Here is a 16,243-nt window from a genome sequence, read left to right as displayed (position 1 = left end):
GCCTTTTCGTATGACTTTGCCCCTGTTGCTAGCCTTAACCTACATATCTTTCACGGTATTCAGGATCCAGCATGCTCAAGATCGCCCGTCGAAGGCCTCAGTCTCCCCCTGAATAAACTCCAAAAATTCCAGAATAATCGCAGACACCGCATCCTCCTCCGGCAAATGAATGAATTTGCTGATTCGCAGAATATCCTCTTCATATAAATCTATAAGCTGCAGCATGGCCTCGGTGTCTCCTTGCTTGGCAGCACGCAGCAATTCTAGGATTTCACGGTCCGGGATAATTCCCGGATCATCTTTCGTTTCCATTTATTCACCCCCTGTTGACTGATATTCAGCTGCCGGGCAACCTCGGCTTCCGTCAAATCCTGAAAGTAAAGTTTATCTATAATGACTTTTCCCTGCGGAGGCAATGTGTCGACAAGCTGCCGGACCCACACCTTCTCTTCAGAAGAAACGGCAAAGCCGGCACCGTGAAGGGGATTGTCATAGAAGGAGCATTCCCGGCTCCTGATTTTTCTGGCCCGATACTGCACTCTCCATCCAATGCGATAGATCTCGCTTTTACAGCGCTCATAGACCGATGTCTGCTTGTCCACAATTAAGACTCTCCTCTCTAGTGTTGTCTATAGTAGGGAAATTCAAGAGAACTTCCTACAACCAAAATAGGAACAATTGTTCTTGTTTATAGTACCATTATTTAACTGGATTGTGAAATGAGCTATCAATTCTCTATTTCAAATGGCGCTGGCTAAGTGCTTTTCCGCAAAAATAGATTTCCGGTTGTTATTCTCTACACGAGATCACCTATATAAGTGAAGGCTATGACAGCCTATCCAACCAAAGGGAGCTAATATGATGAAAAAAGTGCTGTATGTACCGCTCGATGATCGCCCGGTGAACCTGGATGATGTCATTGTCCAAGGAAGATCTGCCGGCATCCAGATTATTACACCGAAACTTGATGATATCAGGAACCGCCCGGATTCCGAGAAAACTTCCTCCGGCACCACGCTGGACAGTACCTCCTCGCCAACCTATGGCCATCCGGCGAATATCCGCAATTTCATTCTGAACCATGCCGCTTCAGTGGACGGCTTTATTATTTCGAGTGATATGCTGGCCTACGGGGGCCTGATCGGCAGCAGAAGACTTCGTACAAATGGTGGCGGGGCTTACCCGGACTATGATGCGACAACAACAGATTTGCTGGATGTTATCCGTCTCGTTAAGCAAGATTACCCGGACAAACCAGTGTTTGTTCTAGATACGATTATGCGGCTGGCGACAACCGTGTTTACTGAGGGGCTTACTTTGGACGCCTATAATGAATCGCGTGGGCTCATGCTGCAACCAAGAAGAACCTTTACCGCATTTGATGATATTTTGGAGGGGTATAACCTGTCTCCTGATTCCTCCTATGGAGATACCATTCATTTTGATAAAGAGCAGTACTATAACACTCGCCAGCACAAATTCAAATCCAACCGTTATATCCTAGAGTCCCTGGTGAAAGAAGGCTTTATCGATTTCCTTGCGATTGGTGTGGACGACGCCAACACCCAAGGTGTGCAGATCAATGAGATCAAGTACGTGGAAGGACGCATTCAAGCTTGGCTGGGGGGTGGAAGTAATGGACAGAATCCGGATCGAGCCATCATTCTTCCAGATGCGGATGGATTGGGGCAAGCGCTGGTGGCTCGTATGGCGAACCAACTATATCGCAGCGGGGTAAAACCTGGTTATGCTGTACACTATTTTGGCCCCCACGGCTCCACCATTACTAGCGCCTATGAATATATGGATGTGCATCAAAATTTAGAGCGGCATGTGGATATCATCGGCGGCCGCATGGTATCGGACCACCCTGCAGTGGAGATCGTAGCAATTACTGCTGCAGATCAATTACCCGCAGCTCTGAATAGAATTACTACCAACAGCAACGAGTGTATTCCGACCATCGTCATTGATTTCGTCGACTTGGGCAAAGGGAATCCTGCAGTCACAGAGGCCCTGCTGGGTAGCGAACACACGGGCCGTCTTCTGGGATACTGTGCCTGGAATACTGCCGGTAACAAAATGGGGCTCGCACTTGGTATGGGGCAAGCACGGTACGCCTACTTGTTGACAGAGACGAATGAAACCGCCCTTAAGGCGGCTATGAACGCTCATGGATCATTACTGTTCAAACGCTTTTTGAAAGACTACTACTATAAAACACTCGCCATTGTCCAGATTCGAACCTATTCCAGAGATCATTCCTTGTACACTAATACTTCAACACTTGCCGATCAGAATATGCTGCTGTTCAATTCACCTGCCGATTATACTCATATGCAGACTGTCCTGCGGGAGCAGATGCAGATCCATACCGCCACACTTGCCGGTAAAGCAGCGTTTCAAGCCGGCAACTCAGCGATTCTCCAGATCTGCGGCTCTGACTGGACTTATGCTGAATATGCCTGCGCGATACTCCCATACGAGAACCCGGACTTCATCTGGGGCCGTGCCTTTGAAATTACGCTGAATCCGGCACTGAATCTGGAATAGCGTCATTCTTCCCACTCCAAAGCCAAATAAAGCAGCCCGCTCCACAAAAAGTGGAACGGGCTGCTGCTCATTATGCCCCTGCTACTGCTACTGCTACTGCTACTGCTACTGCTACTGCCACTGCCCTTGTCCCTGTCCCTGAAAGGGATTTCTCGCAACACAGGTACGATGCCTTACAGAATGGAAAGGCGGATAGCACCTACCGGCTTATATCCAGCGCACCGGTACATCCTGGGTTCATCGTTCCTATTCGTATTTGGACATTATCCGCGAGAGCTTGGTCACCATCTGGTTCACCAATTCTGCCGGTTGTTGCACAGTTGCCTCATGACCCAGGCTGATCATAAAGTCGGCCAGGAAAGCAAGGTCATGCTTCGGAACCTCTCCTTCCAGCCACCCGGTGCCATCGTCACGGATATGCAGCTTGGAGACCAGCCATAATTCCGCTTCACATCTCTGAACCCCTGCCCTGCCCAGTTCAACAAGCAGGGATATCGTCTCCGTCTCCTTGTGCAATACTTCCTTCCGATTGCCCAAATGAACTTCCCGCAAATCCATCGGCGTAAGACCTGATGTATCGAAATCAACGGAATACATCCTATCGCAGCGGAAGACCCTAATGCCCTCACGGAGAAAACAATAAGCTGGACAGTACCACAAGCCATTTTGGGCATAGACTCCAATGGGCTGAATCTGCCGCTGCGAACGTTCTCCCTTTGCCTCATATTCAACAGTCATCACCCGTTGCCTGATCGCCCCCTCCAACAATATCGATAGATAAGGGGACTCTGTTTGCCGTACAGGGATCACAAGATCGAAGCGATTCTTCACCTGATCAATACGATCTCGAACTTCACTGGACATGTAATGGTAGAACTTCTGAAGCGCCGCCGCAGATTCTTCCTTAAAGGGTAGAGAGGTATAATGACGCAGGGCATGGCTGGCAAAAAACAGTGCAACCGCTTCCTCCTCCGTAAAGGCAATGGGCGGCAGAATGCTTTCTTTTAACACTTGATAACCACCGTGCGGACCCACTTCTGAATACAGAGGAACACCTAGCTCGCTAAGCTCCTGCAGATCCCTCAGGATAGTCCTTGTAGAGACTTGGAATTCCTCGGCCAGTTCCTTGACGGTAAATCTCCGTTTCCGGTTGACGGTCATCATCAGCTCCAGCAGCCGTTTTGATTTTGGCATATGGCAGACTCCATTATTTTTTATTAGTGACAAGAGTTGTCACTATTAGACTTTACAATAAGATTACAACCAGAGCAAGAACAAGAACGCCACACCATAATTCAACCTAAGGAGATGTATAAGAATGTCTTTTCAATTAATTCCCTACATTATGCTTGACGGTCAGGCTAAGGAAGCCATCCAATTCTATGAACAAGCTTTAGGTGCCGAGCTGCTTTTCAAACAAACCTTTGGTGAAGGCCCACAGAACCCCGATTCTCCGCTGAAGGCAGAGGACACGGCACTCGTTGCGCACGCCATTCTGAAGATTGGCGATACACAGATATTTGTAGCCGACTCCATTCCGGGGTTAGCACTCCAACAGGGCAACATCTTGACGATCTGTCTCACCACGGATGACAGCAATCAGGCCAAGCAATTCTATCAGCTCTTGCAACAAGGGGGTCAGGTTGTTCTGCCGTTGGAAGCGGCCTATTTCAGTCCGGCTTACGGGATGGTTAAGGATAAGTTCGGCGTAACCTTTCAAATTTTCACCAAACGACAGTCATAGAAACACTTCAAGCCTTCCTTTTTCAATTAGATAAAAGGGTTGCGAGCTAGTCTTAACAGCACCTTAATTTAGACCTCCGGGATTAATACAATGATAAGATTCAGTTACCCACGTGTTAACACTCATCGGATAGACTCAGCTATGAAACCAACGATAAAGGAGATAAACCGATGAATGATTTTATTAGCAAAAAAAGCCTGGTGCTGTTAAGTCTTGTTGGCTCATTAAGTGTAGGTTCCTTAGCCGTCTCAGCTTCGGCTGATCCGCTTAAGCCTGTCGCAGCACCCTTGAGTTCTGTCACGAAGGTAGCGGCAGTCAATTCGAAATCGCAGCCCCTAGGTTCTTCCTTCAAACCTGATCAACTACTGCAGCTGTTACAGCAACAAAAATATGAAGTGATTTATGGACAAACAATAGCCGAATTCAAAAAGGCGTTCCCGCTTCAAGACTTCAAGCAAGCGGCTCGCCTATACCACAGTAACGTCACTTCCTATAAATTGAAAAGTCACGTAGCCTTGAACAATACCAACTATTATGCCTGGACGGACCCTAAAGGTGAAAAAACGATTCAGGTCATGTTTAACAGTAAAAATCAGATCGCGTTCCTTATCTTTGATACTTTGAAATTGTATCCTGAGACCGATGCAAAGCGTACGCAGACGACCTTTCAGCTTCCCTTTAAAGGGAATTGGTTTGTCTTCTGGGGAGGACCCAATGAGCTGATCAACTACCACTATGGTGCTGTACAACAGCGATATGCGTATGACCTGATCGTCGTTAACAATGGATTCAGTTACAAAGGTGATCCCGCCAAAAATGAAAGCTACTACGCTTTTGGTAAACCTATCTTCGCTGCCGCAGCAGGCAAGGTAGTGAAAGTAGTCAATAACATCCATGACAACAGCCCTGTCGGAACGGAGAACACGAAGGAGATTGCCGGAAACCATGTGATTATCGATCACGGCAATGGAGAGTTCAGCTATTATGCCCATCTGCAAAAGGGCTCGGTCAGCGTCAAAGTCGGCGATCAGGTGAAAGCCGGAGATGCGCTTGGCAAATGCGGCAACTCGGGTAATTCGAGTGAAGCGCATCTGCATTTCGAGGTAGCCGACAGTGCAGAGCTCTATACTACGAAGTCCCTGCGCGTGAATTGGAAAGACGCCGATGATTACGAACAAGGCACCTATATCAAAGCACCTTAATGATCGAATAAAAAGAAGCAACTCGGACATCTGAGTTGCTTCTTTTTGTCGCTTATTAATAGCAGGCTTTCGGCTTATGAATTGCCCTTCCAAGCTGCCGTAGCCGATGAAGAGAACGACAGATAATAAATGATATAATAGAAGGAGATAATAGCAACTATATATTAACGGGAGAATAAAGCGATGCAATCTACTATAGATGCCATGGATGATGAACTGTGGGACAAGCTCATTCAGGATGTGGCGTATCTTTTCGATGATCTGACGCTCAAACGTGGATTTCAATATTATAAGCAAAAGCGTGTCCGGCCGTTTGCAGTGACCGATGCGCGTAAAATCATTACCCTCGTTGAGGGTAACGATGATTACTCCGTGGTTATCGATCTAGACAATCTCGGAAATAGCCGCTGCGAATGTCCTGTCAAAGGACCTTGCAAGCATATGGCCGCCGTGCTGATGCATTATGCAGACATGCAGAAGCGCTCCTTGCAGACACTAGCGAACGCTAAGGCTGCCGCTTCTCTGCAGCGTCCAGCCAGTCCCAAGCTTCCCCCTGGGGCGGCTTCAATGCTGGCGCGACAGGATCTGCTTCAACAACAGGCAAGCCGTATACCGGAAGCCGGGGTTGCGGAGTGGCGTGAGTTCTGTGTAAGCTGCACCGCGCCGCTGGCTCACACGAGCCGGACGCCGGGTTATGCCGAGAAAGCCCTCGCGGCCATCCTGAAATATAAACCGTCGATGTCACCGGCTACAGAGAAACTGTTCCTACTCCATGCCCACCTCTTTGTGCTAGAAACGATAACTAAACCCCAGGGTCCGGCGCAGACTACGTTCGTTTCCTCCATGGGCTATTTCGCCCATATGACTGTCACAGAGCTGCAAGATTCTATCGGGCAGCTCCTGACTAGCGCCCTTCCGCTGAGGGTAGAATCGCAGCAATGGCCTCGGGCGATGGAAATTTTGGACTATCTACGGCTACAAATGCTATCTGAGCCACGCGCCCGTTCCCGTGAGCAGCCTTATTTCCGCATAGCTTATGAGCTGTACTGGGAACATTGGCTCGAACCCAACCTCAGTGACAACAAGCTATACGAAGAAGAGCTTGATCAGCTACGTACAGCGGAGACAGAGCTTGGGACTTCACTCTCGCGGCATGCCTGGCTGCTAGCCCAGAGCCGAATGTATTTCTACCTCGGGGACGATCCCCCGGCCTGGGCACATCTTCGCACCGCTGCGGACACCCCCGCTCTGCAGCCGGAAGACCTGCTCGGCTTCCTTGAACCCTTATACAGCGCCGGGGATTGGGACCGGCTGGTGAACTGGCTCGTCCAGACTGGCCCGCTGCTCGGTAGCCGAATCTACGGAAATCTGAAGGATTATTCGAGCTACTGGGATGCGGTCGTGGCCCAGCGCCCAGAAAGTGAGCCATTGATGTGGAGTACTCTGAGCGAAATGCTGCCTTTGGCAGGTGAAATCTATGGCGAAAAGCTGCTCATCCATGAGAAATGGCAAGTCTGGATGGACTACCAACTCGCGAACGGCAAAGAACCTGCCGACTTCCGTGTCCGGGACCTTCAGCCGCTGGAGAAGCACGCACCGGAAACGCTGCTCCCCTTCTACCATCAGGCTGTAGAACGATTCGTGCTGGACAAGAACAGGCAAAGCTATAAAGCAGCGGTTAAGTTATTGAAGCGGCTATCCAAGCTATACAAGAAAATGAAGCAGGAGGAGCGCTGGGAACTGTATATCCATTCGTTCTCCGTTCGCAATAGCAGACTGCGCGCCTTGCAGGAAGAGCTTCGGAAAGGAAAACTGATTACATGAGCATCAATATGCATTTGAATACGATCACCGTGAAGCTCGCCTTGAGCGAGTACGGCGATGCTTTATTATTCGGGCTCAACGAACGGGATGATTATGTTCCTGGATTGACCCTCAAACAGCGATTGTTCGCCTGGCACGAAGCTTCTTTCTATGGTACAGAACTGGCGGTGCGGCAGGTGGAAGACGTTCAAGTGGTGGTTCTGCCTGCAGAGCAGGTCATCCCGTTCTTCTCCGATCCCAAGCTTCTGAGCCATGTGCATTGGAACTGGGAAGGCGGTGCTGCCCGTCTTAATGTATTAGCCCCCCTGCTGACGGACTGCCTGAAGGGGAAAAAATATATTCCACGTCTGGCCGCCTATCGGGAAGGGCGGCTGCAATGGACCTGGGATGATGCCGCGCTGAAGCGGGCCGCCACAGACCGGAACGAGTCATCTACTCTACAGCAGATGCTCACTGAGAGCTCCGATTTCACGGAAGGACTCCGTGCAGCGTTCTCGGCAGCGGTGTCCCAGCAATATTACGGAACCGAAGCCACCGCTGGCGATTTGCGCAGCGAATACCCGCTGCTGTTCGATAGAAGCGGCACGGGCACGGCAGGTATGGATGAAGCCGCTTGGCTGATCTCCATCGGCTGGAAGGCCGACACCGCCCCGTTCCGCCCGGCACTGCAATTGCTGGAGCCGGAAGGCGATGAGCCACACTGGGTGCTGAAGCTTGTGCTGCAGGACAAGTATGACGAGTCCGTGCTGGTGCCGATACAGCTGAGCGGCGAAGGCGAAGCCGCCGGGAAGTGGCCTGCGGCGTGGACGCCCCATGTCACCGAACGCGCCGCAGGCTGGTCCGCCCGGCTGCTCGCCAGCCTGCCAGGCGAGCAGCTCTTAAGCGGCGCCGACATGCTAGGCGCGCCGCTCAGCAATGAGCTGGCCTGGCGCTTCCTGACGGCGGACAGCCGCCGTCTGCTGGAAGCGGGCTGGCAAGTGCTGCTCCCGGCGTGGTGGGAAACCGCCAGCCGGAAGAAGCCGCGCCTGCGCGCCAAGGTCAGCTCTGGCGAAGGCGAGCGCAGCGGCCAGTCGCTGTTCGGTCTGGATTCGCTAATCGATTTCGATTGGCGAATCTCCATCGGCGATGCGGACCTCTCGGAGACCGAGTTCGCCGAGCTGGTCGCCCGGGGCGAGCGTCTGGTCCGCTTCCGCGGCCAGTGGATTCCGCTCGACCCTGCCCTCCTGGCCCAGATTCAGCGGGCCATGGCTGGCATGGACAAGTCGCAGGGCTTGTCCTTCCAGGATGTTCTACAGCTTCATCTCCTGGGTACAGGCGATGAAGCCGAGAACGCTGAAGCCGCCGAAGAGCAGCTTCAGGAGGAGGCCACACGGCTCCGCCTGGAGGTGGAGCTGAACGGACACTTGCTCGGCCTCATCGGCCAGCTCGGACAACAGGCCCAGTGGCCGAAGCCCGAGGTGCCGGCCGGCCTTAAGGCCGAGCTTCGCAGCTACCAGCACGACGGCTTCGCCTGGCTGGCTTTCCTGCGTCGCTTCGGGCTGGGCGCCTGCCTGGCCGACGACATGGGCCTGGGCAAAACGGTGCAGCTGATCACCTATCTGCTCCACCTTAAGGATAACTATGCCGCCGCCCCCAAACCGGATGCGGCAGCCAAACGGGATCCCCACGCGGCCCCTGAGGATTGGCCATCGCTCATCATCTGCCCGACCTCGGTACTCGGCAACTGGCAGAAGGAACTGGCCCGCTTCGCCCCGTCTCTGAACGTTATGCTGCATTATGGCAGCAAACGTCTGGAGGCTGGCTACTTCTACGGAGCCGCTTCGCAGGCTGATGTGGTACTGACGTCTTATGCTACCGCTTCGCTGGATCAGGAACTGCTGAAACAATTCACCTGGGGGTGCATCTGCCTGGATGAAGCGCAGAACATCAAGAACGCGCAGACGAAGCAGTCTGTCGCCGTTCGCAGCTTCCCGGCGCTGCACCGGATTGCTCTAACAGGCACGCCGATCGAGAACCGCCTCTCTGAGCTGTGGTCAATCTACGACTTTATCACGCCCGGTTACCTCGGCAGCTCCAAGTCGTTCCAGGACCGGTTCAGCAATGCCATCGAGAAGGAGCACGATGAGCGCCGTACAAATGAGCTGCAACGACTCGTTAAACCGTTCATGCTGCGGCGCAAGAAGAAAGATCCGGCAATCCAGCTGGATCTGCCGGACAAGAACGAGATGAAGACCTATATTCACCTGACAGCAGAGCAGGCTGCGCTATATGACCAGACCGTCAATGAACTGCTGGAACGTGTGCAGAAGCTCGAAGGCATCGAGCGCAAAGGCGCTATTCTCTCGGCGCTTACCCGGCTCAAGCAGCTATGTGACCATCCAGCACTGCTATCTAAGGAAGCCTTGCAGGAGATGGACCCCGATTCAGGAGCGATGGCACCGCTGAACACCCCGGCCCTGATCGGGCGTTCAGCCAAACTGGAGCGCTTGATGGCCATGGTCCGTGAGTTGCGCGAGGAGGATGAACGCTGCCTCATCTTCACACAGTATGTCGGCATGGGCCAAATGCTGCAGGCCGTGCTCCAGCAGGAGCTCGGAGAGCCGGTGCTATATCTGAATGGCAGCACCTCCAAAACTGCACGGGATCGGATGATCGATCGCTTCCAGGCTCCCGCGCGAACAGATTCGGCTGAAGCATCGTCCGATCAGCCAAATGTCTTCATCCTCTCCCTGAAAGCCGGTGGAGTCGGCCTGAACTTGACCGCGGCCAACCATGTGTTCCACTTCGACCGCTGGTGGAATCCCGCCGTCGAGAATCAGGCAACCGACCGGGCCTACCGGATGGGCCAGACCCGGGATGTTCAGGTCCATAAATTTATCTCGCTTGGCACGCTTGAAGAGCGTATTGATGAGATGCTGGAGAGTAAGCAACAGCTTAGCGACAACGTGATTTCCAGCTCGGAAGGCTGGATTACTGAGCTGTCTACAGATGCACTCAAGGATCTGTTCACCTTACGTAGAGAATGGATGGCGTAAAGTGGTGAGCCTACCCATAATCGCTGAGAGTTCTTATATTCTTGTGCGTAACAGGCGATTGGGGCTGACTTCGATTAACAGAGCTTTGAAGTGAACCCGACGCTCCTCCGGTTTGCCATAAATTAGTGTATGTGTTAGAATCGACTTAACTTTTATTGAACGGAGGGTTACGTGTGATAGACTTTATCCGAGTTCGTACGTTGCGCGGCTAATTGAATAGCGCTCAAGCTCTGCCCATGTGCAGAGGACTCAGGATAGGTCTGCCATTTTTAAAGGTAACCCACAATCATGGACTGCCCGAAGAAGCATCATGCTCTTCAGCATTCCTCCTTTAGAAACCTCCATAGAAACCCATGAACACAAGCGTAGCCTGTTATCGCAGGGGGAGATGTCATACATCTTCATCTTTTCTCATGTGAAGGTTATTTGTGTCCTGCATCCTATGGAAGACCAGGTCTCGCAGCGGAAGTACGTCTTCCCTCGCATCCTTGTTCTGAAGTCCTCTACAGATACTGTAAGCACAGGCAGATAGCCTGTGCTTTTTTATTTTTCATTTTCGCTAAAGTTGGATGTTAACTTTGGCTAAATAACGGAGGATGATTATATATGATGGAACCTACTCAACAAACAGCGATCATTGTTGGGGTCCAGCTGCAACAGGACCATAACTTCGCCTATTCTATGGAAGAACTGCGCAATCTGGCGGCTGCATGCAATATCGAGGTTATCGGGGAACTGAGCCAGAAGACCAGCCGAATCAACCCTTCCCATTATCTTGGGACTGGTAAAATTGAAGAATTGAAAGCTTTAATGGAAGCAGCAGGTACGGAACTTGTTATTTTCAACGACGAACTATCCCCTTCCCAAATCCGCAACCTGGAATCTACACTGGATCGGCAAGTTATTGACCGGACGATTCTGATCCTCAATATCTTCGCTGAACGAGCCAAGACCAAGGAGGCCCAGCTCCAGGTGGAAGTCGCCCAGCTGCAATATATGCTCCCCCGACTGTCAGGCCTGCGTGAATCATTGGGACGTCAGGGCGGTGGTGCTGGCATGAAGAACAAAGGTACCGGGGAGACAAAGCTTGAACTTGACCGCCGGAGAATTGAAGAGCGCATCTCTGCTCTCCAGACTGAGCTAACCCAGCAAGTGTCGCGGCGCCAAATTCAACGCAAGCAACGTCATAAGAATGAAGTGCCTGTGGTCTGTCTCGTTGGATACACCAACACCGGCAAATCCAGCTTGATGAACGCTATGGTTGAGACTTACCATCCGGGTTCCAACAAACAGGTATTCGCGAAGGATATGTTGTTCGCCACCCTGGAGACATCGGTACGCAGCATCGATTTACCGGATCATAAAACCTTTCTCTTGACGGATACGGTAGGATTCGTGAGCCAGCTGCCGCACCATCTGGTCAAAGCCTTCCGCTCCACGCTTGAAGAAGTGACCGAAGCGGATCTGCTAATCCATGTCGTTGATATTGCCGATTCACAGCACAAGCAACATATGTCAGTGACGGAGGAGACTTTAAAAGCGCTCGGCGCAGACGGGATTCCTGTCCTCTACGCCTACAATAAAGCGGATTTGACAGACCTGTCCTATCCGCATGTTGAAGGGGATAACCTCTACTTGTCCGTGAAGCAAAATAAGGGCATTCCTGAACTAACACAGTTGATTCGCGATCATGTGTTTAATGACTACATGCAATGCGAGATCCTCGTGCCCTTTGATCAGGGACGTCTGGTCTCTTACTTCAACGAGAACGCTCATGTCCAATCGGTCAGCTATGAGGAAAATGGCACCCGGATGACGCTGGAGTGCAGAATAGCAGACTTCGAGAAGTACCGGAACGACTTCATCGAGCTTTAAAGGATCAGAAAGACAAGAAAGCCCCGACTTCTGCACAGGATTGAGGCGGGGGACTGCTTGTCTTTCTGAGAACTTCTAAAAGGCAGATATATACCGGCCTGCACGCGTCCATGACGTAGTGTAGCGCCGGTTTTTTGATGCTTTGTAAGCCTAATAAAAGTTCAGAAATCATCAATATTATATCGATGTAGTCGGAAGTTCTGCTTTTTTATACGTATAAATATAATGATGCCCCCCAATTCTGGCGATGACCGCCAGGTCTGAAGCTCTGACTACGGAAGACGAGCGGCTTCGTCCCTCCGATAATTTCCGCAAATACTCAAAATCAGGATGAAATGTCTCATCCAAGAGATATGCAGACGTTGTGCTTCCCGGTACTCTCTCCTCGTTCAGCGCAGCAATGATGCCCGCCCCGGAGCTTATACCGATGCCGTGACCAAAATATTCCCCATTCCCCAGGACGATAACATTCTCACCCTGCCATTCGGGTTTGTTCGGATCATGGTCGGGATTCTTGAAATACTGCACATCGCCAGGATAGGCTTCCAGATTGTTATTAATAGTAGTAAGCTGCAGATCGCTATCATAATGCCAGTCATACAGTAGCAGATCATTGAAATAGGAGTTGAATACAGCGGGGCCCAGCGTATCCAACACACCCTTGTATAAAACCACTACTGTTGCCGTGGCGCATTCAAATGCATAAAGATAACCGTTACGAAAAATGTCGTTGATCCCATCGGATGGCTGAACCCCGCTTCTCAGCTGTAGCCCCCCTTTGCTGGTCCGGGTCCAATAATTCGGATTACCCCGGGTAGTCTCAAAAGAGGCAAATTCTGCTCCGCTGGCATCCAGTGCCCTTGCCGCATTCACTATGTGCTTTCTTGTATTCAGCTCGAATTCCAGCGCCGCCGGACTTTCATACACATAGTTCTCCGGGCTCCTCTGTTTCTCCGCTACAATCTCCCGCTCTACCCCGGTCAAGCCTGACATGTTAATTCCGTTGATGTCGCCATTCAAGAACGTAATCACTGCCGTACCTCCCATGAATCTTTATTCTCTTAATATGGGTTATTGTACGTTGCAACTCCTGTGGATGTGCAAAACAACCCTCCAGTACCGCTGCACATGTGCAGGAACTGGAGGGTTGTAGTGTTATTTTTAATATTAGGTTAAATTATGCGGTACCAAGTGCGATCTCATCGTCTTCGTTATCCGAATTGAAGGCTTCACGGTCAAATTCACCTTCCGAATTAGCAACCAGCAGAGCTGTAACAGTAGTTCCTGTCGCATTCACGGCAGTACGTCCCATATCGATGAGAGCTTCTACACCAGCCACGATAGCGATACCTTCAAGCGGCAAGCCTAGCGCAGTTAATACAACTGTAGTAGAGATTACCGCCGGACCTGGAACTCCAGCTACACCAATAGAAGAAATAATACTAACAAGTACGAGAACGATGTAGTCTGTTACGGTTAAATTGATACCAAATACTTGAGCAGTGAACACCGCTACAATTGCCGGCCAAATGCCGCCGCAGGCGTTGAAGTTCACAGATGCGCCAAGCGGAGCGATAAAGCTGGCAATACGCGGCGAGACATGCAATCTCTTAGTGATGACTTCCAGATTGACTGGAAGTGTAGCATAGCTGCTGCGCGTGGTGAATGCTACAGCGATGGTCGGATAGATTTTGCGGAAGAACTTAATCGGATTGACCTTGGCTACGAAGAATACCAGGCCACCGAAGATTAGCACAAAATGGATGATCATGGCTACATAGGAGGTAATAATAACACTTCCAAGCTCCTGCAAGGTCTCCCATCCGTAACGCGCCGTAATCGCAGCAATGAGTGCGAACACACCATATGGCGTTAAGCGAATAATGAATTTGACGACTTGGTGCAGAATCAAGGTCAGAGATTCGATCAGATCACGTACAGGCTTTACTGCCTCTGGCTTTTTAGAGCCAATCTTGATAATTGCCACCGCCAGGAAGACTGCGAAGATAAGCAGCGGAACCACTTTACCCGTCGCCGCTTCATTAACTGGGTTAGAAGGTACGAGGTCGAGAATGACCTGCGAGAAGGTCGGAATCTCACGGGCAGTGAAGTCTGCCGGCACCTCCTGCTGGATCCCTTGACCGGGATTGAAGAGCAGGGCTACTGTCAGCCCTATAATAGAAGCGATTCCCGTTGTTCCCAGGAACCAGGCAAAGGTCTTGATACCAACTTTACGCAGATACTCCAGATTGGTAAGAGACGCGATGCTGTTCAATACGAGAACGAATACCAGGGGAATAACGAGCATGCGGATCAAACTAACATAAATGCTGCCAAAGGTGCTGATGGCCTTGGTCTCAAATTCCAGCTTTTGAAAAACAATCCCAACTACAAGTCCGATTAACAAACCGATAATGACTCGGGTACCAAACCCTACACGCTTGCGTGCCAACAGAAATAAAATTCCGAAGACAACGATGGAAACTACAAATCCGTACCAGTTTGTTTGAATCGCCGAGAGTAGATTATTGTCTATATTCTTCATTCTTTCTAAAACCCTCCCAATACCCCACTTATTTGATATGAATAATGATAAATAATTTATATACAAAACCTATGAATGTCAATGTAATTATATGTTAATTTCATTTAATTCCGATAATTTCGGTATGAAAAATAAATATTGATTGACAACTACTTTCGCCATTGAATAATATTAAAAACATCACACGATGCATGCATCATTTGCTGGATCACCAAAGGGATAGAATCAACTGGACAGCCAGAGATTCGAGTTAGAGCGCTAGGTTTGCGTTCTCTTGAGTCTCTGGCTTTTTTATTGGCGCAAAAGGGAGGGATGAAGACTTCAGCCGAGCAATCCAGCATGAGCATACATAACTAGCGGAGGACTGAGTCTACTGGACAGCCAGAGATTCAGCGGGTGATGTCATTGCACCACCTGCCTGAGTCTCTTTGTTGTTTCCGCTGGAACCAAGCTTGCAGAAATGAATATTCACGTAACACGCAGGACATGTTGTAAAGCCCAGACTGTATACGCAAAACGCACTACAAATAAGCCCGAAGGCGACAGGCTTAGCCGCCTTGTCTGCCTGGTCCAGGGCGCAAAGAAAAGGATGATTACTCTTATGAAAAAGCTCACTATTTCGATCGTTACTGCTGCTGTAGTCTTCTCCGCTTTGACTTATGCCGCCGTATCGGCCAATCAGAAAACACCGGAGGCTGCGCCGGCACAGAACAATACCGCTGCCGCTAGTACTACTGACACCGCCTCCGCGGCAGGCACACAGACAGCTGTGCAAACTGTAGCCGAGACCGTTCAGCCGGAAGCGACTCCTGCGCCAGCTGCAGAAACCGTGCAGGCTGAGGCCACTGCAGCGCCTGCCGATCAAGCCGCCGCTGTGACTACTGCTCAGCAGCCGCAAGCAACAGAAGTACCTGCGCAAGCCGAAGCCGCACAGGTGAAGACTGCTTCTGCACCAGCTGCAGAAGCTGCAACCGTGACTACCGCCGCTACCAAAGTAGCTGCGCCGGCACAAGCCACTGCTGCACCGGCCGCACAAACGACACCGGCACAGCCGCAAGCAACCACTGCACCTGCAGCCGCAGCAGCGCCTGTGGTTTCCAAGACTACACCGGCAGCTACCCCTGCGCCAGCAGTGAAAGCCGCCCACCCGACGGCAGCACCGGCACAAGCTCCAGCTGCCGAAGCTAAAGCCACTGCTGCACCAGAGCCTACAACTGCTCCAGCCAAGAAAATCACCTTCTCAACCACCGAAGTGGTGAAAGCCAAGGCTACCGCTGCACCTGCTGCGGAACCCGTTCACTCCAAATCAAGCCCATCTGCCCCAACGGAGAGTGTGCAAGCTCCGGCTCCGGCTCCGGCACCTGCCTCTGATCCAGCACCAGCACCTGCTTCGTCATCTGACGAAGAAGTATGCCCTTGATTTCGTGCATCATTGCCGCTGAGCTAAGACCCAGCCAACTATATT

General features: G+C 51.1%; 12 protein-coding genes. 7 read left to right on the top strand and 5 right to left on the bottom strand.

The window, feature by feature from the left end; all coding sequences use genetic code 11:
- Positions 1–75 precede the first annotated feature (75 nt).
- Positions 76–312 (bottom strand): helix-turn-helix domain-containing protein, encoded by a 237-nt coding sequence (locus tag ACFRAM_RS18045; protein WP_379467040.1) that lies wholly within the window; start codon positions 310–312, stop codon positions 76–78.
- Positions 264–602 carry a sigma factor-like helix-turn-helix DNA-binding protein gene (locus ACFRAM_RS18040; RefSeq protein ID WP_175372049.1) on the bottom strand — a complete coding sequence of 113 codons (339 nt, stop codon included), beginning with the start codon at positions 600–602 and terminating at the stop codon, positions 264–266. The genes ACFRAM_RS18045 and ACFRAM_RS18040 overlap by 49 nt, the downstream gene beginning before the upstream one ends.
- A 256-nt stretch (positions 603–858) precedes the next feature.
- Here ACFRAM_RS18040 and ACFRAM_RS18035 point away from each other — a divergent pair, with 256 nt between their 5' ends.
- Positions 859–2,553: a DUF4127 family protein gene (locus ACFRAM_RS18035; protein WP_379467039.1), complete on the top strand. Its 1,695-nt coding sequence runs from the start codon at positions 859–861 to the stop codon at positions 2,551–2,553.
- Between the two features lie 246 nt (positions 2,554–2,799).
- On the opposite strand, the gene ACFRAM_RS18030 is transcribed toward ACFRAM_RS18035, so the two are convergent.
- Positions 2,800–3,747: a helix-turn-helix transcriptional regulator gene (locus ACFRAM_RS18030; protein ID WP_379467038.1), complete on the bottom strand. Its 948-nt coding sequence runs from the start codon at positions 3,745–3,747 to the stop codon at positions 2,800–2,802.
- Between the two features lie 124 nt (positions 3,748–3,871).
- Here ACFRAM_RS18030 and ACFRAM_RS18025 point away from each other — a divergent pair, with 124 nt between their 5' ends.
- The 5 genes from ACFRAM_RS18025 to hflX all read left to right on the top strand — a co-directional run bounded on the left by ACFRAM_RS18025 (position 3,872) and on the right by hflX (position 12,233).
- Positions 3,872–4,297: a VOC family protein gene (locus ACFRAM_RS18025; protein ID WP_379467037.1), complete on the top strand. Its 426-nt coding sequence runs from the start codon at positions 3,872–3,874 to the stop codon at positions 4,295–4,297.
- Between the two features lie 170 nt (positions 4,298–4,467).
- Positions 4,468–5,499 carry a peptidoglycan DD-metalloendopeptidase family protein gene (locus ACFRAM_RS18020; RefSeq protein WP_379467036.1) on the top strand — a complete coding sequence of 344 codons (1,032 nt, stop codon included), beginning with the start codon at positions 4,468–4,470 and terminating at the stop codon, positions 5,497–5,499.
- A gap of 183 nt (positions 5,500–5,682) precedes the next feature.
- Positions 5,683–7,323, top strand: a complete 1,641-nt coding sequence (locus ACFRAM_RS18015; RefSeq protein ID WP_379467035.1) for an SWIM zinc finger family protein — start codon at positions 5,683–5,685, stop codon at positions 7,321–7,323.
- Positions 7,324–7,325: 2 nt separating this feature from the next.
- The gene (locus ACFRAM_RS18010; RefSeq protein WP_379467179.1) at positions 7,326–10,358 is read left to right on the top strand and encodes a DEAD/DEAH box helicase; all 3,033 of its coding nucleotides are present in this window, start codon (positions 7,326–7,328) and stop codon (positions 10,356–10,358) included.
- Positions 10,359–10,967: 609 nt separating this feature from the next.
- Positions 10,968–12,233, top strand: coding sequence for a GTPase HflX (hflX, locus tag ACFRAM_RS18005; protein WP_379467178.1), 1,266 nt, complete (start codon positions 10,968–10,970; stop codon positions 12,231–12,233).
- Positions 12,234–12,410: 177 nt separating this feature from the next.
- Here the strand turns inward: hflX and ACFRAM_RS18000 are convergent, their stop codons facing one another.
- Positions 12,411–13,265, bottom strand: a complete 855-nt coding sequence (locus ACFRAM_RS18000; protein WP_379467034.1) for a protein-glutamine gamma-glutamyltransferase — start codon at positions 13,263–13,265, stop codon at positions 12,411–12,413.
- Between the two features lie 145 nt (positions 13,266–13,410).
- The gene (locus ACFRAM_RS17995; protein WP_379467033.1) at positions 13,411–14,778 is read right to left on the bottom strand and encodes a dicarboxylate/amino acid:cation symporter; all 1,368 of its coding nucleotides are present in this window, start codon (positions 14,776–14,778) and stop codon (positions 13,411–13,413) included.
- A 601-nt stretch (positions 14,779–15,379) separates the two neighbouring features.
- Here ACFRAM_RS17995 and ACFRAM_RS17990 point away from each other — a divergent pair.
- Positions 15,380–16,198, top strand: coding sequence for a hypothetical protein (locus ACFRAM_RS17990; protein ID WP_379467032.1), 819 nt, complete (start codon positions 15,380–15,382; stop codon positions 16,196–16,198).
- The last annotated feature ends 45 nt before the right edge of the window (positions 16,199–16,243 follow it).

This window comes from Paenibacillus sp. NPDC056722, from assembly GCF_042790635.1.
In the GTDB taxonomy this organism is placed as follows: Bacteria; Bacillota; Bacilli; order Paenibacillales; family Paenibacillaceae; genus Paenibacillus_AQ; species Paenibacillus_AQ agri.
This window is presented reverse-complemented; position numbering and strand designations above follow the sequence as displayed.

Bases quoted from the DNA above. Each gene is read 5' to 3' on its own strand.
- ACFRAM_RS18045 (WP_379467040.1), bottom strand. From the start codon at position 312: ATGGAAACGAAAGATGATCCGGGAATTATCCCGGACCGTGAAATCCTA.
- ACFRAM_RS18035 (WP_379467039.1), top strand. From the start codon at position 859: ATGATGAAAAAAGTGCTGTATGTACCGCTCGATGATCGCCCGGTGAAC.
- ACFRAM_RS18030 (WP_379467038.1), bottom strand. From the start codon at position 3,747: ATGCCAAAATCAAAACGGCTGCTGGAGCTGATGATGACCGTCAACCGG.
- ACFRAM_RS18025 (WP_379467037.1), top strand. From the start codon at position 3,872: ATGTCTTTTCAATTAATTCCCTACATTATGCTTGACGGTCAGGCTAAG.
- ACFRAM_RS18020 (WP_379467036.1), top strand. From the start codon at position 4,468: ATGAATGATTTTATTAGCAAAAAAAGCCTGGTGCTGTTAAGTCTTGTT.
- ACFRAM_RS18015 (WP_379467035.1), top strand. From the start codon at position 5,683: ATGCAATCTACTATAGATGCCATGGATGATGAACTGTGGGACAAGCTC.
- hflX (WP_379467178.1), top strand. From the start codon at position 10,968: ATGGAACCTACTCAACAAACAGCGATCATTGTTGGGGTCCAGCTGCAA.
- ACFRAM_RS17995 (WP_379467033.1), bottom strand. From the start codon at position 14,778: ATGAAGAATATAGACAATAATCTACTCTCGGCGATTCAAACAAACTGG.
- ACFRAM_RS17990 (WP_379467032.1), top strand. From the start codon at position 15,380: ATGAAAAAGCTCACTATTTCGATCGTTACTGCTGCTGTAGTCTTCTCC.